Below are 19,642 nucleotides of genomic sequence, written 5' to 3' on the forward strand. Positions count from 1 at the left end.
GCCCTTATACCGGCATCTGCATGATGTCTTGATAGGCCTGGACCAGTTTGTTGCGCACCTGGGTCAAGGCTTGAAACGATACGGAAGCCTTCTGCGAGGCAATCATCACGTCGGTCAGGTCCACGCCGCTCTTGCCAATCTCGAAGGCATTGGCCAACTGCGTGGAAGCCTGCTGGGTGTCGCTGACCTTATTGATGGCCTGCCCCAGCATGTCGGCAAAATTGCTCGAGCCGAGCTCAGGCGCGGCTGCCGCTTTGGGCATAGACATAGCGTCCATTTGCATGGCCCGCATATCCAACATCAATCGATTAAACTCAACACCTTGGCTCATGTACTTCTCTCTCCGACGGCCCGCATTTTTTTGACACTCACGCAGCGGATAGGCAGGACTTAGCAACAAAAGTGCCAGCTCTGCGTCATCGCCGTACAAAAGCGCGAATATTCAACCCTTCAACTGGCGTACAGACTGGCCTCGACGTCCATTCCGGCATCACGCATCTGCGCCAACTTGTAACGCAGGGTCCGTGGGCTGATACCCAGACGCTCGGCCGCCTCTTTGCGGCGCCCGCGCTCGGCGCGCAGGGTATCGATGATCATCTGAAACTCGTGGCGGCGCATGTCATCACCCAGGCCACCCAGCGCCTCGCCCTCCGACGATGGCGGCGGCGCTGGCACCGGCGCACTGGTGAACATCGGCATAGCGCCCGCCAGACAAAAATCTGCCGCCTCGATCACCCCGCCCTGCTGCAGGATCAAGGCTCGCTGAATGGCGTTATCCAGCTCACGCACATTGCCCGGCCAGGCATACCCTTGCAGGCAAGCCTTGGCGTCAAGCGACAGGCGCACCGGTGCATGCTTCATTTTATTGACGTGGCGAGCCAGCAAGCGCTCAGCCAACGGCAGAATATCGGCGCTGCGTTCGCGCAGCGGTCGCCAGGCCAAAGGGAACACCGACAGACGATAAAACAGGTCTTCCCGGAAACGCCCGGCCGCCACCTCACCGGCCAGATCACGATTGGTGGTAGCTACGACACGGATATCCAGGGTTATCGGCTTGCGTCCGCCAACCCGCTCCACTTCCCGCTCCTGCAGAACCCGCAGCAGCTTGGCTTGCAGTCCCAAGGGCATTTCGGAAATTTCATCGAGCAACAAAGTACCGCCGTCAGCCTGCTCGAACTTGCCCGCCTGAGCGGCGATAGCACCAGTGAACGAACCCTTCTCGTGGCCAAACAATGTCGCCTCGAGCATGTTGTCTGGAATCGCCGCGCAGTTGATCGCCACGAACGGCTGGTTGACCCGCGTCGATTGCTGATGGATGAAGCGCGCCAGGACTTCTTTACCAGTACCAGACTCGCCGGAAATCAATACCGTCGAATCGCTACGTGCCACCCGCGTCGCCAGCTCTAGCAACTGCGCACTCGCGGGCTCGCAGGCCACAGGCCCTTCATCGGTGACGCCGACCACCACCCCCAGAGCATGACGCGCAACCAGATCAAGCAATGCTCGCGGCTCGAACGGCTTGACCAGATAATCCACCGCGCCCTGGCGCATGGCTTCGACGGCGCGCTCAACCGCAGCATGGGCGGTCATCAGCAACACCGGCAATTGCGGCTGACCGGCACGCAACAACCCCAACAACTGATGCCCGTCCATCCCCGGCATATTGACGTCACTGACCACCAGGCTGAACGCCTCTTGCGCCACCGCCTCCAGTGCCTCTTCGGCCGAGCCGACTGCACGATAATCAAAGCCACCCAGCTCCAGGGTATCGCCCAAAGCCTGACGCAGTGCCCGATCATCCTCGACCAGCAGCACCTTGATGACCTTCATTGCTCTTTCTCCATATCCAACGCATTTATCAACGGCAGCGTGACCACTGCGCACGTTCCAAGGCCTGGCCGCGAACGTATCTCCAAGCTACCTTGGTGCGCCCGCGCCACTGCCTTGACCACCGCCAGGCCGAGACCGGTACCGGTAGCCTTAGTGGTGAGGAACGGCTCGCCCAGGCGCGCCAGCAAGGCACCGTCGATACCCTCCCCCGCATCACTGACACACAGGCGCAGCATCGCCCCACGACGGTACAGATGCACCTTCAGGCGCGCAGGCTCGCCACTGGCCTGCAGGGCATTTTCAATCAGGTTGAGCAAGGCGCCGACCAGAGTGTCGCGATTACACAGCAGCTCACCCAAATGACTGTCGCACTGCCAGCGCACCGCATGGCCCTGAATATGGGCCTGGGCAGCTTGCTGCAGCGACTGGAACAGGGCTTTTGGCGTGATCCGGTCAGTCAACGGCAGCTCGCCTCGGGCAAACACCAACATGTCGCGCACCTGATGCTCGAGCTCATGCAGGCGCTCTTTGAGACTGCCGGCAAAGCGTTGCTGAGTTTCCAGCGGCAAGCTCTGTTCAGCCAAGTGACTGGCGTAAAGCAAAGCAGCCGACAATGGCGTACGAATCTGATGGGCCAGCGAAGCCACCATCCGCCCCAGAGATGACAAACGTTCATGGCGCGCCAGTTGCCCCTGCAAGTGACGGGTTTCAGTCAGGTCATTGAGCAGCACCAACTGGCCCGGCTCGGCATCCAGCGAGCGAGTGGCAATCGACAGCCGCCGACCATCGCGCAACGACACCTCATGGCCATCGTCTTCACGCGGCGCGAAGCTACGCGCGATGACCTGACGCCACAGCTCGCCCACCAACGGCTCGCCGAGCAAATCGCAGGCAGCAGGATTGGCCTCGCGTACACGGCCTTGACCATCAATGACGATGACCCCGCCCGGCAACAGGTCAAGCAGATTCTGCAAGCGATTAGCCAGGCGCTCCTTTTCGGCAAGCTCAGTCATGCGCTGGGCACTGACCACCGCCAGTTCGCCCTTGAGCTCAGTGACCCGGGCTTCGAGCAAGTTGTAGGACTCACTAAGCTGAGTGGACACCTGATCGAACAGGGCAAAGGCCTGCTCAAGTCCGAGACGGCTTTCCTGTTCGGTGGCGTTGGGCCCCTTCGGCTCAGGGACACAGGAGATGGTGGCGGCCTGGGGCATCGTGCTCTCTCGCGTGGCTGACCGTCATAAAACGGTATGTTACCTGCGATATAGCAATAGCCGTGCCGGATAGATTCAGGGGCGTGCGGAGGTACGTTGCAAAGCGGCGGCAAAGGCCGATGAGACGGGCGTTACAGCCCTGAAAAAGGTAGGGATATTAACCATGACGGGAGCATCCCTGCGCTCCGCCACAGCCAGACCGGCGTCAATCCTCCGCCTGTTCTTCTCCGTCGCGACGGCTCATGCCGTACTTGCGCATTTTCTCCACCAGGGTAGTGCGGCGGATACGCAAACGCTCGGCGGCGCGCGCAACGATGCCATTGGCGTCATCCAGAGCTTGCTGGATCAGCCCTTGTTCCAGGCCTCCGAGGTAGTCCTTAAGATCCAGACCCTCTGCCGGAAGCATCGCGTGAGTGGCAAAGCTCGGCGAGCTGCCATTGATGGCTACACGCTCTTCCAGGTCGGAACGCAGGCTGTCGACCAACTGCTCGTCTTCGTCATCGACATAACGGAATTTCTTCGGCAGCTCCGAGACACCAATCACACCGTACGGATGCATGATCGCCATGCGCTCGACCAGGTTGGCCAATTCGCGAACGTTGCCCGGCCAGCCATGACGACACAGCGACATGATCGCTGCCGAGTTGAAACGGATCGAGCCGCGCTTTTCGTGTTCCATGCGCGAGATCAGTTCGTTCATCAGCAACGGGATGTCCTCGACGCGCTCGCGCAGCGGAGCCATCTCGATGGGGAATACGTTGAGGCGGTAGTACAGGTCTTCGCGGAAGGTGCCCGCTTCGATCATGCTTTCCAGGTTCTTGTGGGTCGCAGCGATGATGCGCACATCGATACCCTGGGTCTTGTTGCTACCCACCCGCTCGAAGGTCCGTTCCTGCAGCACGCGCAGCAGCTTGACCTGCATCGGCAGCGGCATGTCGCCGATTTCGTCGAGGAACAGGGTACCGCCGTTGGCCAGCTCGAAACGCCCGGCACGGCTGGTGATGGCGCCGGTAAAGGCACCCTTCTCATGGCCGAACAGTTCGCTTTCCAGCAGCTCAGCCGGGATCGCACCGCAGTTGACCGGCACGAACGGCGCTTCACGGCGCTTGGAATGGTAGTGCAGGTTACGCGCGACCACTTCCTTGCCGGTACCCGACTCGCCGAGGATCAACACGCTAGCGTCGGTATCGGCCACTTGCTGCATCATCTGGCGCACATGCTGGATAGCACGGCTGGTACCGACCAGGCTGCGGAACAGATTCGGCTCCCGCTGGCGACCGCGCTCGCGGGCCTGGTCATACATCTCGCGATAGACCTGGGCACGGTGCAGCGAATCGAGCAGTTTGCTGTAGCTCGGCGGCATCTCAAGATTGGAAAGAATGCGACGGCGCAGTTCTTCCGGCAGCTCTGCAGAAGAAATTTCACCTAAATGCAGAACCGGAAGGAACTCATCCCAAGCGGCCACTGTCTTAAGCAGGCCCATGAGACTTGCCGGAGCATTTACGGTCCCGATCAGGACACAGAGTACTTCACGACTGGATGACAACGACTCAACCGCCTGCTGCCAGTCATGGCTTGAGCAGGTTAGATTTTCTTCGCCAAGAAAATTCAACACCACCGCCAGGTCGCGGCGGCGAACGCTATCGTCATCGATCAGCAGAATTTTGGTTTCACGCCACATGCAATAGCAACTTCCCTAGTCATCTCGGCGCCCTAGTGAGGGCAAGCTCGACATCATTCCGACTGAACGGTCAGTGTTCGGACGTCTGAAATATGAAAACAGCTACTAGTTAAGTCAAAAAACCGTACAGAGTCAAATTTATGGCGCTCTGTTTTTGGTTTTGCCCAGCTTCAGCTGAACAAATGGTATACCTTTGCCGCGTTTTTGGCATGTCGGATCTGCGTCATCTCATCAACTAAAGATTGACGCTCGTCACTTGCAACCTCAATTAGTTGCCGATAGACCCCGAGTAATTCCTCAAGACTGCTGCGCAACACGTCTTCGTTGACCGATGCCTCGGCCAGTACGTCATCGACACACAACCGACAGCTGACGTCGAGCTCGCTGATCGCCTCCCAGTCGCGACTGGCCAGGGCACCCAGCAACGCTTCGCGGGTTTGTTCGATACGTTCGAGCACGACACTCATCACAACCTCCTAGACGTCGGCGGATTGATCGCCAATCGCGTCCCAGCCTTCCTTGACGGTAATCAGCAAGCGGGCGACCTCGTTGAGGATTTCCGGATCGTTTTGCACGTTGGCTTCGACCAAGCGCTTGCTCATGTAGGAATACAGGTTATCCAGTTCGGCCAGCGAGTCAGCATGATTTTCCAGATCCAGACCTTCGCGCAGGCCGCCGACAATCCCGATGGCCTTGCCGATCAGGATGCCGCGCTGGGCGATATCGTTGCGTGCCATGGCGCCTTTGGCCTGAGCGATGCGATCGAGGCCGCCCTGCATCAGCATCTGTACCAAACGATGCGGGCTGGCCACGGAGGTCTGGGCCACGCCGTTGACTTTCTGGTACTGGCGAAGAGCCAACATCGGATTCATGTTCTACCTCGTCACAACTAAAAGGTTTCGTATAGCGATTGTATCGCCTGGGCGTCAAAAAACTTTAGAGAAAATGAAAAAGCCCGGCGCACCTAAACGATGCTGCCGGGCTTTTGGCGATTGATCAATCAGGACTTTTTGGCTTGGGCGTTTAGGGCATCGAACAGCGAAGCGATGCTATCGCCCTGGGCCTTGAGCTTGCCGACCGCGACATCCATGGCGATGTACTTCTTGGTCAACGATGCTGTCAGGCTTTCGATTCGATAGTCCAGCGCTTCTTGCTGTGACTCCAACTGGCGCTGCGAACGATTGAGCGCATCGCTACGCTTGTCGAGCGTTCCGCCCGACTGCAGGAACGGCTCTATGGCCTTATTCATCCGCGCGATCACGCCGTCATCTTTAGTGAAAAGTGCCTGCACCTCGCCACCAAGTTTCTTGTCATTCAATGCCGCGCTGAACTTGACGTCGTTGAACTCAAGGGTGCCGTCCTTAGTCGTGTTGATACCCAACTGACTCAGCGAAGTAAGCCCTCCGCCAGTCTGGGCAACGGCAAGCTCCGAACGCAGCGAAGCCAGCAGCGCACGTGTAGCCGGATCACCGGTCAGCGGCCCCAAGACTGTATTACCGTCAGCATCCTTGCCGGTCGAGGTCAAGTTAGCGACTGTCTTGACCACCGCATTGTAGGCATCAACAAAGGTCTGAACGTCTTTCTTTAGACCCTCATTGTTAACCCCAACTGTAACCGTGGTTTTGCTGCCCTCGGCCTTCAGCTCCAGGCTCAGACCACTGACCGTACTGTTCAATTGATTTGATTTGCTGGTAACGGCAATACCATCGATTCTGACCTCAGCATCGATAGCCAGCGCACCGATACGACCAGCCGCATCACCCGACATTTCATTGGTATTGTCGATGACCAATTCCGGGATGCCAGCCACGGAAATATCCGAATCTTTACCGGTGGTGGTCGAGCCGAACACTAGGCGCGAGCCAGTGCCGTCATTAATGATGTTGGCGGTAATGCCGTCCTTGCCCAAAGCACTGTTGATACTGTCGCGCACCGATTGAAGGGTCGCATTGGCCCCAACCTCAACCTTGTAGACCTTGCCATTCTGGGTGATTTCCAGCGTGCCCTCGGAAATAGGCGCATCTGCACCGGAGAACACTTTACTGGCGACCCGAGAGGAGGTGGCAAGCTTATCTACCTCTACCAGGTAACTACCCGGCACCGCAGAGTTGTTCGCCTTTGCACTAACCAAGCTGTCATTGCCACTGGTCGCGGCAAAGGCGAGAAAGGATGGCGAGTCCTTGTCATTGAGTTTATTCAAAGCAGCCTGATATGTGGACAAGGCGCCCTTGAGCGAGGCAACACCCGAGATCATCGCTGAGTTGTTGGCGGTCTGGCGCTTGATCTGACCCGCTTTGGCGGCGGTGTCGGAATCAACCAGTACCTTGACGATGTCACCGATGTTCATACCGGAACCGGTGCCGATACTCGCTATAATTGGGCTTGCCATGGGTAACTCCCTCTCCGTTGCGCTGCCCCTAGCCAACCACCCTAGCGGACACTTGAATCTTTAAGGTATCAGACCTTGGCGTCGAACAGCAGGCTGTTCACATCGCTCAGGCTGTGGGCAATTCGCAGGGCCTCTTCCGAGGGCAACTGACGAATCAGCTCACCAGTCTCACTGGCGATCACTTTGACGACAATTCTGCCGGACTCTTCATCCGTGGAAAATTCTAGATTGCGGCGGTTCGAGGCGAGAAATGTCTCAATGTCCCTGACCGCAGATTTTACTTTTTCAATCTCGGACTGATTGTCCTGGGTAGACGCCTTTGCTTCTTTGACTGCCTGAACTGCCTGAACGGTCTGGGTGGTCGGCTTGTCCGCAGCCTGCTCGACCGGACGCGCGACCGGATAGGACAGATTCAGCTTGACGCTCATATCCATGTCTACCACCTCTCAATGCAAAAGGCGGAGGAGCGCACAAGATGCACTCCCCCGCCGACAACCATCAGGCGATTACTGAAGCAGCTTCAGTACGGCAGATGGCAGCTGGTTGGCTTGAGCCAGAACCGAAGTCGAAGCTTGCTGCAGAGTCTGCTGCTTGGTCAGCTGAGCAGTTTCAGCAGCGAAGTCGGTGTCCTGTACACGGCCACGAGCAGCTTCGGCGTTTTCGTTGATGTTTTGCAGGTTGTTGATGGTGCTGGTCAGACGGTTTTGTGCAGCACCGAGGTCAGCACGAACATCGTTGATACCTTGCAGTGCCTTGTCGATACCGCTGATGGCTGCGTCGAAGTTAGTGGCAGCTTCGGCGCTGTCGCTACCCAGGATGCTCAGGCCCGACAGGCTGGCCAGGTCGCCGGTGGAACGCATGTCTTTGGTCAGGTCGACGGTGATCTGGTTGACGCCACCGGCGTTCGAACCAACCTGGAAGACCATGGAACTGGCGGAACCGTCCATCAGGTTTTTGCCGTTGAGCTGGGTGCTGCCAGCGATACGGTCGATTTCCTTCAGCATTTCCTGGAACTCTTTGTCCAGTGCTTTACGGTCGTCTTCGCTGTTGGAGTCGTTACGCGATTGCAGAGCCAGCTCACGCATACGCTGCAGAATGTTGGTCTGCTCTTGCATCGCACCTTCAGCAGTCTGGGCGATGGAGATACCGTCGTTGGCGTTTTTGATTGCCATGGTCTGACCACGGATCTGCGAAGTCATACGGGTTGCAATCTGCAGGCCGGCAGCGTCATCTTTGGCGCTGTTGATTTTCAGACCGGAGGACAGACGGGACATCGAGGTGCTCAGTGCGTCGGAAGCACGGTTCAGGTTTTTCTGAACGCCCAGAGAGGTAGTGTTAGTGTTTACAGTCAAAGCCATGACGAATTCCTCGTTGGATTGGGTACTACGGCTTCCGGCCTTGGCAATTCGCCGGGTGTGGCACAGAGAACCTTCGTAGTAGTTATCGTCGTCAAGGCAAGTTGCTTTAGGGTTTTTTCGAAAAATATTACTGGCATCCTGCCAGCCCAATAAAATCGGGGGGAATCGATGCCTTTTAAAGGCATTGCGCCTGCCGGGCAGAAACCAAAACGCCGCCCGAAAAGCGGCGGCGTTGATTTCAGCTCCCTGGTTTCAGTCGCGACGCTCGATGATCGCAGACCCCCAGGACAAACCCACACCGAATCCGCTCAGCGCGACACGTTTGTGCTGTGAACCGAGAACATGCTTCTCCAGCAGCAGCGGGATGCTCGACGACACGGTGTTCCCTGTCTCGACCATATCCTTGACGAACTTGCCCGGCTCACTCCCCTCGAAACGCTGGGAGACGGCGTCGACAATCGCCGCGCTGCCCTGATGAAGGCAGTACAGATCAATATCCTGCGCCTGTAACTGACTGGCCTCAAGCAACTGCTGCAGGTGTGCCGGCACTTTGACCAAGGCGAAGTTGTAGACCTGACGGCCGTTCATATAGAACTTGCCGTCGGTGGTACGCAGAAACTCGGCACCGGCACCATCGGTGCCAAACAGCGACTTACCCAGTTGCCAGTCGGCATCCTCCCCCATCCAGGTTGCCGTGGCGGCATCGCCGAACAACATGGTGGTGTTGCGGTCCTCGGGATCGACGATCTTCGAATAGGGGTCAGCGGTTATCAGTAGGCCGTTCTTCAGACCAGCGGCCTCCATGAACCCCTTCAAGGCATAGATGCCATACACGTAGCCAGAGCAGCCCAGGGAAATATCGAACGCAGCAATGTGCGTCGGCAGGCCCAGCTTGCGCTGGACGATGGCAGCAGTGTGCGGCAGACCTTCGGCATCGCCGTTCTGGGTCACGACAATCAACGCATCGATTGATGCCGGGTCCAGCGCCGGATTGGCAGCAAACAACGCCTTGACCGCTTCAACACACAGGTCAGAAGTTTCCTGGGTAGCGTCCTTGCGCGGCAGAAAAGTCGAACCTATCTTGCCGAAGATAAAATCCTGATCCTTGCCGAATTTCGCACCCTGGGCGTAATTATCCACGCCTTCAGCAGGTACGTAACTCGCGATGCTTTTGATGCCAATCATTGTGGCTTCCCGATAGATATGGCGGATTTTCGCGGGTGCTGGAACCTTGGCACAAGGAATCGCATGCCGCGCCGACGTGGCTGCCCGCTGACTCAATAGCTTAGAGATGCACGTTTCGACTGCCAAGTCACGCTTATGACTTCTTGTCGGTATCAGTCGTGCCAGGCGACCCACCGTTCATCACGCCAAAAACGCCAGCGCCAGGCCGCAACGCCCTCTGCGCACAATGCTTGCCGCCTCGATAAAAGAAGCAATCACACGGCTTGGCAAATCTTTTGCTTATCCTCGCAGCCAACGTCGGAAACCTGACGTGGGCTGATTCTTGAGCGCGTCTGCTGACTGCACCTATTTGCGAGAAAGACTATGAACACCCGGGGCCGATTGAAAGGCGAGCGGATTGACATTGACTACAGCGCGACCCAAGCCTTCTTCGATGCGCGTGGAAAGTGTGACTACGCCAATGTTCTCAGCGCGACCATGTACCAAGACCAGAGTCCTGAACTGGTCGACCAACGTGACCAAGCGGAAAAGCAGGCACTGGCGCCACAACTACGGCTCGCCCCTGGCAGCCGCGTCCTCGATATCGGCTGTGGCATTGGTCGCTGGGGGTGGTTTATCCATGATCATACTCCTAATGCCAACTACCTCGGCATCGACTTCTCGGCATCCCTGATCGAGAAGGCCGGGGCCGAGGCGCAGCGACGCGCAAAGCCTGGGCTGCGCTTTCAGGTCATGTCGGCCACCGCTATCGACCCAGACGCGCTGATAGTTGCGCCTCGTTACGATCTGGTAATCGTTTCCGGTCTTCTGATCTATCTGAATGATGAGGACTGCGCCAAGGTGCTTGCTGACGCCGGTCGCCTATGTGCCCCTGGCGGCCATATTTATCTACGCGAGCCGGTCGGCGTAGGAGAGCGTTTTACCTTGGATCGCTTCTATTCCAACGAACTGAAGCAGGAATATTCAGCAATCTACCGGACCATCGGCGAGCTTGATCAGCTGTTGGATCAAGCATTGGAACCGGGCTGTTTCAACGTTCAGGTTGCTGAGTTCCTCTTCCCGGACAACCTGGAGAAGCGCGCTGAGACACGCCAGTACTACACCATTGTGCAAAAGGCTGCATGCCCATGAAAACCGCCTACTGCTTCGACCTGGACGGTACGCTGACGCGTCAAGAGCTACTGCCACTGATTGCCTCTTCGGTCGGTCTCGAAGATGAGATATCCGTCCTGACTGAGGCGACGATCAATGGCGTGCTGCCGTTTGATAAGTCGTTCAAGTTGCGTGTGCGCCTGCTTCGCGACGCCAGGCTGGACTGGATTCATGCAGCGTTGTCCGAACAAGTGGTGTTCGATCCGCACATGCTTGACTTCATCCGCAGCCGACCAGATCAGTGCTTTGTGGTAACTGGCAATCTGGACGTCTGGGTCAGGCCGGTGCTGGATCGCCTCGGCATCCAGAGCTTCACCTCGACCGCCAGTTTCGAAGACGAGAACCTACTTGGCATCCAGCATGTTTTGCACAAGGGTGACGCTGTCACCAGCCTTCGCGACCGCTTTGATCGGATCATCGCAGTTGGCGACGGCATGAATGACGTCCCCATGTTCGAAGCTGCCGACTGGCGTATCGCCTATGGTGGCACCCATTCGCCCAATCACCTGCTGGTCAAGCTGAGTGATTTCGTCATTAACGACGGGAAAGCCCTATGTCGCCTATTAAGCATGTTGTGATTTGCGCAGCCGGCATCGGCTCGCGACTGGGCTTGAACAAGCCGAAATGCCTGGTTGAGGTGAACGGTCGCTCGTTGCTCGACTACCACCTGGAGCGCCTGTCCTGGGCAGAGACCATCTGGCTGGTGGTGGGCTTTCAAGAGGAGGACGTGATTGCTCATGCCATGTCCCTGCGCAACGACCTGATCATTGTGCGCAACCCCGAGTTCGCCCGAACCAATACCCTGCAAAGCCTGCATCGGGTTTCACAGCACTTGCAGGAAAGGTTTCTGGTGATCGATGCCGACACTGTAGTCGAGGAAAGCTCGTTCCTCGCCTTCATGGAGGCTGCCAGAGAACATCGGCAACTCATCGGTACCTCGCATTACACCACCAGCGATGGCGTTCGTGTGTTGCTGGATGCCGATGGCGAGTCAGTCGTTGGCTTCACCCGCGAGCCGCACCACCCTCTGGAGTGGACGGGGATTGCCGTGATCGAACCGCACTTGGTCGTAGATAAACCCATCTACGTCTATCAAGCACTTGAGCCGTATTTGCCAATCCGTGCGGCCGACCTGAAGGCATTCGATATTGACACCACTGCCGACCTGGACATGGCGCGCCAGGTAATAGCCAGTGGTTGGCAGGAAAGAGACGCGCATGCATAACGACAAAGCTTCAACCTTCAAGCGTCGCTTGGCCATCCTCTACCAGTTGCCTGAATCATGGGCCAACGTGCGCACAGTCTGGGAAGCAGCTCGCGACGATGCGAACCTGGAAGTGATAGTGGTCATGCTGCCCTTCATCCACAACGATTACCAATGGCAGCGCGAGGCGGCAGAGGCACACCTGAATGACATGGGTGTGCCATTCCTGGCCTGGGATGCCTTTGACCTGGACAAGGCAGGCCTGGATGCTGTGCTGTACACCTCACCCTACGACGAAACTAGACCGCCAGCTTATCGCTTTGCCAACCTGCGCCAACGCGTACCCTGCACTGCCTACATTCCCTACGGCCTGGAGGTAGGTGGCGGCGAGCATAACTATGTGTACCAGTACGGACAGCCCGTGACAGCCCTGGCCACCGCGGTGTTCGTGCGCTCCGAAGGAGTACGCCAGATGTTCGCCCGCCATTGCCCCACAGGCGCAGGTCACGTCCAGGTCACTGGCCACCCGCGCATGGATGGCCTGATGGACCTGGCCAACTTCGAGGTGGACCCGGCACTGCGTGAAGCAATCGCCGGGCGCCGTGCTGTACTCTGGAATGCGCATTTTTCGTTCGACGGTGACCTCTGGTCGACGTTCGACCAACTGGCTGGCGACATGCTCGACATTTTCGCCAGTCGCCCAGACCTGGCCCTGGTATTTCGTCCGCACCCGCTGCTGTGGCAAAAGCTGATCAATCTGAACATCCTTGATGCCTCAGGCATATTGGCGCTCAAGAATGAGTTGCTTGCACGCGGTGTGATTGTGGATGGGCGAGCCGACCACCGGCATGCCTTCGCTGCCAGCGAAGCGATGATGAGCGATGTAGGCTCGTTCCTGATGGAGTACCTGGGCACCGGCAAACCCGTGCTGTACCTCTGCAATCCCGATGGCCTGGGACTCAACGAAGAAGGTAGCGCCGTAGTCCGTCATTACCAGTCCACCAGCGATGCTCTCGGTATCTGCAAGTTTCTTGACCAACTAAGCCATGGCGAAGACGCGCAAGGTGCCTCCCGTCGCGCGGCAATCGATGATTTTTTCCACGGCTTCAACGGCCAAGCCGGACAGCGCGTAGTCGCTGTGCTCAAGGAGCTGATGGCATGAGCCAACGCCATCCATTGGCCGACGTACAGAGCAGCAACATTGGCGAAGGCACGCGTATCTGGCAATTCGTAGTAATCCTGCCAGGCGCCCGCATCGGCCGCGACTGCAACATTACCGCGCACTGTTTTATCGAGAACGACGTGGTGATCGGTGACCGGGTAACGGTGAAATGTGGCGTGCAGTTGTGGGATGGGCTGCGTATCGCCGACGACGTGTTCATCGGGCCCAACGCCACCTTCACCAATGATCGTTTTCCGCGCTCGCAACAATGGCCGCAGCATTTCCCCGAGACGCGCATAGAGCGCGGCGCCTCCGTGGGCGCCGGAGCCGTGATCCTGCCCGGCCTGACCATTGGCGAACATGCCATGGTCGGCGCTGGCGCGGTAGTGACTCGCGACGTGCCCGCCCGGGCGCTGGTAGTCGGTAACCCTGCACGCATCGTGCGCTACCTGGATAACGACAATGCATCGCTTTCTTGATCTGCAGTTGCTCAATGCTCGCGACGAAGCCGAGCTGACTGAGGCATTCTTGAGAGTATTGCGCTCCGGCTGGTTTGTCTTGGGCCCGGAAGTGGAGGCCTTCGAGCAAGAGTTCGCCAAGGCCTGCCGGGTCGACCATGCAGTCGGTGTGGGCAATGGCCTGGACGCCTTGAGCCTGATCCTCAAGGCATACTGCCAGTTAGGTCGATTGGCCAAGGGCGCAGAAGTGATCCTGCCTGACAATACTTTCGTTGCCACTGCCCTGGCGGTAAACGAGGCCGGTTGTGTTCCGGTATTGGTGGAGCCTGAGGAACACAGCTTCCTTATCGATCCGCAGCGCGTGGAGGCAGCCATCGGCCCGAACACCGGAGCGATCATTGCCGTTCACCTGTATGGCCGCCTGGCTGATATGGATCGGCTGCGCACGGTTGCCGACAAGCACAACCTGCTATTGATCGAAGACGCCGCCCAGGCCCATGGTGCATTCGATACCAGTGGACGCTCGGTGGGCGCCCTGGGAGACGCGGCGAGCTTCAGTTTTTTTCCGGTCAAAAACCTTGGCGCACTGGGGGATGCTGGTGCGGTGACCAGCGACGATCCGCAGTTGGCCGAAGCGGTCCGCTGCCTGCGCAACTATGGTTCCAGTGAAAAGTACGTACACACCGTCAAAGGTGTGAATTCACGCCTGGACGAACTGCAAGCGGCAATGTTGCGAGTAAAACTGCGACGCCTGGATGACGACATCACCGCGCGCCGAACCCTGGCCCAACGCTACCTGGCAGAAATCAGCAATCCTTTGATTGAGCTGCCTCAGGTAGGCAAACCATCAACTTCTCACGCCTGGCACCTGTTCGTGGTGCGCTGCGCTGCACGCGATGCGCTCCAGGCCCACCTGCAGGCCTGCGGTATCCCCACGCTGATCCATTATCCAGTCCCGATTCACCGGCAAGCCGCCTACAAGGAGCTATCCGGACAAACCTTCCCGATCACCGAGCAACAAGCTGGAGAAATTCTCAGCTTGCCACTCTACCCAGAAATGCCAGAAGCATTGGTCGAGGCGGTGATCGAGGCCTGCAATCGTTTCACCGGCCATGTCGCAGCGGCCAAGCCCAAGGAGTCGTCATGTCTTTGAAAGACTGCAAGATCATTGACTTGCCCAAAATCGAGGACCCCCGCGGCAACCTCACCTTCATCGAGTCCGACCAGCACATTCCCTTTGGCATCGAGCGTGTCTATTACCTGTACGACGTGCCAGGCGGCTCGCATCGCGGGGGGCATGCGCACAAGGGCTTGCATCAACTACTCATCGCCATGTCCGGCAGCTTCGATATCTTGCTCGATGATGGTCGAACCCGTTTCAAGTACCACATGAACCGCTCCTACTACGGGCTGTATATTCCGCCAATGATCTGGCGGGAAATCGACAACTTTTCCAGCGGCTCGGTATGCATGGTCCTGGCTTCCGAACGCTTTGACGAAAGTGACTATTACCGGGACTACGAAACGTTCCAGTCGGTCGTGCAAGGGGAACGCCGATGACTCAGCTGAATCGACAGGAAGCGGCCATCGCACGTTTGCTCGACGGCCTTGACCGAGTACGCGAGGCCAAGGGGCGCCGCCGCAAGCCCAAGGCACCAACGGTGGACGTAACCGTTGCAGTGATGTCCTACAACAACGCCATCTTTCTTGACCAGACCATCGAATCGGTGCTGGCGCAGGAAGGTGTGCGCCTTGAGCTGATCGTGTTCGACGACTGCTCCCCGGACAACAGCGTGGAAGTACTGGAGCGCTACCGCCACGACCCACGCATGCGCTACCAGGTCAATGCCCGTAACCTTGGCATGATTGATAACTACAACCAATGCTTGCGCTCCGGCTCTGGTCGCTATGTGGTCGTGCTCGGTTCTGACGACCTGATCTACCCTGGCCACTTGCACAGCCTTGTGGAGGCCATGGACCAGCATCCTCAGGTGGCGCTGGGCTACACCCAGTGCATGTGGATCGACGAGCACAGCAAGGTACTCAAACATGCCGTCCACCCAGGTCACCGTGCCAACCATTATGTCGGTGGGCGCGACGAACTGATCGACCTGCTCAGCCATGACAGCTATATCACGCCATCTGCCGCCATCTTCCGACGCAGCATTTTCCCGCGCCTGACGTTGCCAGACGGTAATATCCATCGTGCCAATATGCTGGCGGGCGACTGGGAACTGTGGACGCGCATGGCTCAGGTAGCCCCTGACTTCCTGTTCCTGAATCAAGCGACGGTAGGCTATCGCATTCACGGTGGACAGATCTCTAAAGACTTCTATGCCTCCGACAAACCCCTGGCCGAACACACCCGAATTCTTGAGCTGAACCTGCAAGAACCTGCTGCTCGCCAACGCCTGCAGCGCGGCGCAACAGCCATCTGGCAGCTCTATCAACGTCGCCTGGCAGGCTACCCGGCAGAGGTTCAGGCAGGTTTTGCACAGCGAAAAGAGCTGATTCGCCAAATGCTCTTCGCTCCCGTGCAAAACCTGGAGGTCACGTCTGAGTGCCTGTTCTCTGTCATCCTCACAACCTACAATCGCCCCACCCTGCTGGCGGATGCATTGGCCAGCCTGGCACAACAATCACTGAAGGACTTTGAAGTCATTCTGGTGAACGATAATGGCGCCCCTGTAGAAACGCTGATCGCAGACTTCGACTTTCCAATTACCTATCTGCGCCAAGGTCGCAACCGAGGTCCGGCCGCCGCGCGCAACACCGCGCATCGCATCGCTCGCGGACGCTACCTGACCTACCTGGATGATGACGATCGTTATCTGCCAAATCATCTGCAGACCTTGGCCCAGGCAATTGACGCCCATCCTGGCGAGATCGTTTACACCGATGCGATCTTCATCTCGGAGGCACTGGTTGGCAATGAACGCGTCGAGCGAGGCCGTGAGCAGCGCTACTTGCACGACCAGTACAGCAAAGAACGCCTGTTCATCAATAACTACATCCCGGTCAACACCTTTGCCTGTCCACGTGCGCTGATCGCCAGCAGTGGCGGTTTTGACGAGTCGCTGCAGGCCCTGGAGGATTGGGACTTGCTGCTGCAACTTGCCGTACGTACACCGTTTCACCACGTGCAGGGGGAGACAGTGGAGGTGCGCATGCGAGAAGCCGAATGCGACCCGACTCGTCGCTCTGAACTGGCATTTAGTAATTATCCCGAACTGTATCGCGAGCTTTACCACCGTCACACGGACCTTGGCAGCGAGGTGATTCGCAGCGGCCGTCGAGACATGCTCAAGCGCCTTGGCCTCTACCTCTCGGCCCAGGAGCGCACAGCAGGCATGCAGGATTGGCTTGCACAACGAACGTTGACACCACAGCAATTGCGCTTGGTCGAGGAACGCCTGCAGCAACATGGCCAGGGTCCGACGTTCGGTGTTCTCGTGCTCGATCTTAAAGGGCAATCCGCCAAGCTCGATGCTACTCTCGCATCGCTGCAAAGTGCCCGCCAGACCTATCCCAACATTCAATCGCTACTGCTGACAGTGGCGCCTGACGCGGCGCAACACTTCCACGGCCCGATCATCGCGGTAACAAGCGACAACTGGATTGGGCGTCTCAACCAGGTGGTTGGCGAGTCGTCCTTCGAGTGGCTGAACCTGCTTGAAGCAGGCGATGAGCTGACCCCCAATGGCCTACTCATCACGGGCCTGGAACTGCTGACGGCACCAAACACCCGGGCCGTGTACTGCGACGAAATGTACCGCCAGGCGGAGGGCTGCCTTGGTGCGGCACTGCACCCTGATTTCAACCTGGATTACCTATTGAGCCTGCCAGCAGCCATGGGTCGTCATTGGCTGTTCCGACGTGAAGTAGTTGTGCAGGCTGGAGGGTTCAATGCGGATTACCCCCAGGCACTGGAATTCGAATTGATCCTGCGCCTGATAACCCTGGCCGGGCTGGACGGCCTGGGGCACGTGGCAGAGCCGTTGCTGGTGACCAGTTCACCTCAACTGATTGAGGTGGCGGATGAAAAGCGAGCCATCCTTGAGCATCTTCAGGCACGGGGCTACGAACAGGCGGATATCCTCTGCGACGACCCAGGGCACTACCGGATCCGTTACGGGCACGCCCAACAACCACTGGTGTCGATCCTGATCATGGCCGGTGACAAACTGGCACACTTGCAGCGCTGCGTTGAAAGCTTGCTGACAACTACCCGCTATCCCCATTACGAACTGCTACTGATCGAAAACCAGCCGTCCGCAGGCGAGGTCCATAGCTGGCTCCAGGCAATGGCTGGCCTGGGCGAACAACGGCTTCGTACTATTCACCCTATGAACGTCCAGGCGGCACAGGCACAGATCATTGATTTTGCTGCCTCGCAGGCCGTGGGTGACTATCTGCTGCTGCTTTCACCTCAGGCGGCGATCATCGATGGCGACTGGCTGGATGAACTGCTCAACCATGCCCAACGCCCTGAGGTGGGCGTGGTGGGAGGCAAATTGTTGTCTGCTGACGGCAAGGTTCGTCATGCCGGCCTGATTCTGGGCCTGGAAGGGCCAATGGGGCACGCCTTCGCTGGCGAGGCCATGGAATCCACGGGTTACATGCAACGACTCAAAGTCGACCAGAACTACAGTGCTGTGAGCAGCGAATGCCTGATGATCCGTCGTGAACTGCATGAGGCGCTGGGCGGCTTGGCTAGCGATGTGGCGGATCGCTACTTGGGCCTCGACCTGTGCCTGCGGGTAAAGCAGGCTGGCTATCTGACCGTCTGGGCCGCTCATGCCAAATTGATGCTCGGCGGCGACTCCCCGGCGGCGAGCTCGCTGGACGAGCAGCAAGCCCTCTATGAGAAGTGGTTGCCCGCACTGGCACGAGATTCAGCCTACAATCCAAACTTTTCCCTGGCACAATCTGGTGGCTTCAAACTCGCAGACAGCGACTTGTCCTGGCGGCCGCTTTCCTCCTGGAAGCCCTTGCCGACTGTACTGGCTCACCCGGCCGACAGCTCCGCCAGCAGCTACCAACGCATCGTGCAACCTTTCTCGGCACTGCAGCAGGCCGGCCTGATTGATGGTGCACTGTCCCTGGGAATGATGCATGCCCCTGACCTGGAGCGCTTTGCGCCGGACAGCATTATCCTGCAACGGCTGCTCGATGAAGAACGCCTGAGCGCCATGCGACGAATGAAGACGTTGTCGCATGCCTTCAAAGTCTACGAGCTAGATACTTACCTCCCGGAACAGATGAAAGGCATACCTGTCGAAGACGTGGTCAAGTCAATGCGCCAGGGACTGCCATTCGTCGATCGCTTCGTTGTTTCCAGCGAGCCTCTTGCCGAAGTGTTTGCAGGGCTGCACAGCGATATTCGAGTGGTCCGAAGTCACCTGTTGCCTGGCGCCTGGCAGGGGCTGCAAGGCCAACGTCGAACAACCGCCAAACCTCGCGTAGGCCTGGTAGGTCGCGCAGGCCTTGGCGGCAACATGGCGATGATGGTCGATGTGGTCAAGGCTTTGACAGACGAAGTCGAATGGGTGTTCTTCGGCCTATGCCCGGACAACCTTCGCCCTTGCATCAGTGAGCATCATGCCGAGGTGCCTCTCGATCAGTACCCCACAGTGCTAGCTAAACTGAACCTGGACCTTGCACTGGCCCCCTTGGAACAGAACGTATTCAACGAGTGCGCGAGCAATCTGCAGCTGCTTGAGCTTGGCGCTTGTGGCTATCCGGTGATCTGCAGCGACCTACGCAGCTATCAGGATGGCGCATTGCCGGTTACGCGGGTGAAGAATCGTGTTGAGGATTGGCTGGATGCTATCCGCTCACACCTTTGCGACCTGGATGCCGCCGCACGCCTCGGCGCTGAGCTGCAGGCAGTGGTACGTCGAGATTGGATGCTTGAAGGCGACCGATTACAAGCTTGGCGCCATGCCTGGCTTGCCGGCTGACGACTGAAGCAGGCGATTGAGCAATAAAAAGCCGGGCATCTGACCCGGC

General features: G+C 58.1%; 18 protein-coding genes. 8 read left to right on the forward strand and 10 right to left on the reverse strand.

The annotated features are described in order from the left end of the window. Window positions 1-4: 4 nt before the first annotated feature. The 10 genes from fliE to ACQRAX_RS03490 all read right to left on the reverse strand — a co-directional run bounded on the left by fliE (window position 5) and on the right by ACQRAX_RS03490 (window position 9,654). The gene (gene fliE, locus ACQRAX_RS03445; protein ID WP_010224994.1) at window positions 5-331 is read right to left on the reverse strand and encodes a flagellar hook-basal body complex protein FliE; all 327 of its coding nucleotides are present in this window, start codon (window positions 329-331) and stop codon (window positions 5-7) included. Between the two features lie 119 nt (window positions 332-450). Beyond that, complete coding sequence (locus tag ACQRAX_RS03450) at window positions 451-1,830, reverse strand: sigma-54-dependent transcriptional regulator (protein WP_412038214.1); 1,380 nt, start codon at window positions 1,828-1,830, stop codon at window positions 451-453. Next, window positions 1,827-3,041, reverse strand: coding sequence for a sensor histidine kinase (locus ACQRAX_RS03455; RefSeq protein WP_412038213.1), 1,215 nt, complete (start codon window positions 3,039-3,041; stop codon window positions 1,827-1,829). Before ACQRAX_RS03455 ends, ACQRAX_RS03450 begins: the two co-directional genes overlap by 4 nt. 205 nt (window positions 3,042-3,246) lie before the next feature. Then, window positions 3,247-4,722: a transcriptional regulator FleQ gene (gene fleQ / locus ACQRAX_RS03460; protein WP_412038212.1), complete on the reverse strand. Its 1,476-nt coding sequence runs from the start codon at window positions 4,720-4,722 to the stop codon at window positions 3,247-3,249. 170 nt (window positions 4,723-4,892) lie between these two features. Beyond that, complete coding sequence (fliT, locus tag ACQRAX_RS03465) at window positions 4,893-5,189, reverse strand: flagellar protein FliT (RefSeq protein ID WP_412038211.1); 297 nt, start codon at window positions 5,187-5,189, stop codon at window positions 4,893-4,895. 9 nt (window positions 5,190-5,198) lie between these two features. After that, window positions 5,199-5,594, reverse strand: coding sequence for a flagellar export chaperone FliS (gene fliS / locus ACQRAX_RS03470; protein ID WP_412038210.1), 396 nt, complete (start codon window positions 5,592-5,594; stop codon window positions 5,199-5,201). A 128-nt stretch (window positions 5,595-5,722) separates the two neighbouring features. Then, a complete protein-coding gene (gene fliD, locus ACQRAX_RS03475) occupies window positions 5,723-7,069 on the reverse strand; it encodes a flagellar filament capping protein FliD (protein WP_412038209.1) in 1,347 nt (448 codons plus the stop codon). A gap of 110 nt (window positions 7,070-7,179) precedes the next feature. Continuing rightward, window positions 7,180-7,545 carry a flagellar protein FlaG gene (locus ACQRAX_RS03480; RefSeq protein WP_412038208.1) on the reverse strand — a complete coding sequence of 122 codons (366 nt, stop codon included), beginning with the start codon at window positions 7,543-7,545 and terminating at the stop codon, window positions 7,180-7,182. A gap of 72 nt (window positions 7,546-7,617) precedes the next feature. After that, entirely contained in the window at window positions 7,618-8,469 is an 852-nt protein-coding gene (locus ACQRAX_RS03485) for a flagellin domain-containing protein (protein ID WP_412038207.1), read from the reverse strand. A 252-nt stretch (window positions 8,470-8,721) separates the two neighbouring features. Beyond that, complete coding sequence (locus ACQRAX_RS03490) at window positions 8,722-9,654, reverse strand: ketoacyl-ACP synthase III (protein WP_412038206.1); 933 nt, start codon at window positions 9,652-9,654, stop codon at window positions 8,722-8,724. Window positions 9,655-10,017: 363 nt separating this feature from the next. On the opposite strand from ACQRAX_RS03490, the gene ACQRAX_RS03495 reads away from it, so the two are divergent. The 8 genes from ACQRAX_RS03495 to ACQRAX_RS03530 are packed head-to-tail and all read left to right on the forward strand — an operon-like array spanning window position 10,018 to window position 19,593. Beyond that, window positions 10,018-10,785, forward strand: coding sequence for a class I SAM-dependent methyltransferase (locus tag ACQRAX_RS03495; protein ID WP_412038205.1), 768 nt, complete (start codon window positions 10,018-10,020; stop codon window positions 10,783-10,785). Next, window positions 10,782-11,384 carry an HAD-IB family phosphatase gene (locus tag ACQRAX_RS03500; protein WP_412038204.1) on the forward strand — a complete coding sequence of 201 codons (603 nt, stop codon included), beginning with the start codon at window positions 10,782-10,784 and terminating at the stop codon, window positions 11,382-11,384. The genes ACQRAX_RS03495 and ACQRAX_RS03500 overlap by 4 nt, the downstream gene beginning before the upstream one ends. Further along, the gene (locus tag ACQRAX_RS03505) at window positions 11,360-12,031 is read left to right on the forward strand and encodes an NTP transferase domain-containing protein (RefSeq protein WP_412038203.1); all 672 of its coding nucleotides are present in this window, start codon (window positions 11,360-11,362) and stop codon (window positions 12,029-12,031) included. Before ACQRAX_RS03500 ends, ACQRAX_RS03505 begins: the two co-directional genes overlap by 25 nt. After that, entirely contained in the window at window positions 12,024-13,172 is a 1,149-nt protein-coding gene (locus tag ACQRAX_RS03510) for a hypothetical protein (RefSeq protein WP_412038202.1), read from the forward strand. Before ACQRAX_RS03505 ends, ACQRAX_RS03510 begins: the two co-directional genes overlap by 8 nt. Further along, complete coding sequence (locus tag ACQRAX_RS03515) at window positions 13,169-13,651, forward strand: acyltransferase (RefSeq protein WP_412038201.1); 483 nt, start codon at window positions 13,169-13,171, stop codon at window positions 13,649-13,651. The genes ACQRAX_RS03510 and ACQRAX_RS03515 overlap by 4 nt, the downstream gene beginning before the upstream one ends. Then, window positions 13,635-14,783: a DegT/DnrJ/EryC1/StrS family aminotransferase gene (locus ACQRAX_RS03520; RefSeq protein ID WP_412038200.1), complete on the forward strand. Its 1,149-nt coding sequence runs from the start codon at window positions 13,635-13,637 to the stop codon at window positions 14,781-14,783. Before ACQRAX_RS03515 ends, ACQRAX_RS03520 begins: the two co-directional genes overlap by 17 nt. After that, complete coding sequence (locus ACQRAX_RS03525) at window positions 14,774-15,190, forward strand: sugar 3,4-ketoisomerase (protein ID WP_412038199.1); 417 nt, start codon at window positions 14,774-14,776, stop codon at window positions 15,188-15,190. Before ACQRAX_RS03520 ends, ACQRAX_RS03525 begins: the two co-directional genes overlap by 10 nt. Next, window positions 15,187-19,593, forward strand: a complete 4,407-nt coding sequence (locus tag ACQRAX_RS03530) for a glycosyltransferase (RefSeq protein ID WP_412038198.1) — start codon at window positions 15,187-15,189, stop codon at window positions 19,591-19,593. The genes ACQRAX_RS03525 and ACQRAX_RS03530 overlap by 4 nt, the downstream gene beginning before the upstream one ends. Window positions 19,594-19,642: the final 49 nt, after the last annotated feature.

Source organism: Pseudomonas sp. UM16, assembly GCF_050312595.1.
GTDB lineage: Bacteria > Pseudomonadota > Gammaproteobacteria > Pseudomonadales > Pseudomonadaceae > Aquipseudomonas.

Excerpts from the sequence above, each read along its gene's own strand:
- ACQRAX_RS03485 (WP_412038207.1), bottom strand. The coding sequence starts at position 8,469 with ATGGCTTTGACTGTAAACACTAACACTACCTCTCTGGGCGTTCAGAAA.
- ACQRAX_RS03530 (WP_412038198.1), top strand. The coding sequence starts at position 15,187 with ATGACTCAGCTGAATCGACAGGAAGCGGCCATCGCACGTTTGCTCGAC.
- ACQRAX_RS03455 (WP_412038213.1), bottom strand. The coding sequence starts at position 3,041 with ATGCCCCAGGCCGCCACCATCTCCTGTGTCCCTGAGCCGAAGGGGCCC.
- ACQRAX_RS03490 (WP_412038206.1), bottom strand. The coding sequence starts at position 9,654 with ATGATTGGCATCAAAAGCATCGCGAGTTACGTACCTGCTGAAGGCGTG.
- fliD (WP_412038209.1), bottom strand. The coding sequence starts at position 7,069 with ATGAACATCGGTGACATCGTCAAGGTACTGGTTGATTCCGACACCGCC.
- ACQRAX_RS03505 (WP_412038203.1), top strand. The coding sequence starts at position 11,360 with ATGTCGCCTATTAAGCATGTTGTGATTTGCGCAGCCGGCATCGGCTCG.
- fleQ (WP_412038212.1), bottom strand. The coding sequence starts at position 4,722 with ATGTGGCGTGAAACCAAAATTCTGCTGATCGATGACGATAGCGTTCGC.
- fliE (WP_010224994.1), bottom strand. The coding sequence starts at position 331 with ATGAGCCAAGGTGTTGAGTTTAATCGATTGATGTTGGATATGCGGGCC.
- fliT (WP_412038211.1), bottom strand. The coding sequence starts at position 5,189 with ATGAGTGTCGTGCTCGAACGTATCGAACAAACCCGCGAAGCGTTGCTG.
- ACQRAX_RS03520 (WP_412038200.1), top strand. The coding sequence starts at position 13,635 with ATGCATCGCTTTCTTGATCTGCAGTTGCTCAATGCTCGCGACGAAGCC.
- ACQRAX_RS03450 (WP_412038214.1), bottom strand. The coding sequence starts at position 1,830 with ATGAAGGTCATCAAGGTGCTGCTGGTCGAGGATGATCGGGCACTGCGT.
- ACQRAX_RS03515 (WP_412038201.1), top strand. The coding sequence starts at position 13,169 with ATGAGCCAACGCCATCCATTGGCCGACGTACAGAGCAGCAACATTGGC.
- ACQRAX_RS03525 (WP_412038199.1), top strand. The coding sequence starts at position 14,774 with ATGTCTTTGAAAGACTGCAAGATCATTGACTTGCCCAAAATCGAGGAC.
- ACQRAX_RS03510 (WP_412038202.1), top strand. The coding sequence starts at position 12,024 with ATGCATAACGACAAAGCTTCAACCTTCAAGCGTCGCTTGGCCATCCTC.
- ACQRAX_RS03480 (WP_412038208.1), bottom strand. The coding sequence starts at position 7,545 with ATGGATATGAGCGTCAAGCTGAATCTGTCCTATCCGGTCGCGCGTCCG.
- ACQRAX_RS03500 (WP_412038204.1), top strand. The coding sequence starts at position 10,782 with ATGAAAACCGCCTACTGCTTCGACCTGGACGGTACGCTGACGCGTCAA.
- fliS (WP_412038210.1), bottom strand. The coding sequence starts at position 5,594 with ATGAATCCGATGTTGGCTCTTCGCCAGTACCAGAAAGTCAACGGCGTG.
- ACQRAX_RS03495 (WP_412038205.1), top strand. The coding sequence starts at position 10,018 with ATGAACACCCGGGGCCGATTGAAAGGCGAGCGGATTGACATTGACTAC.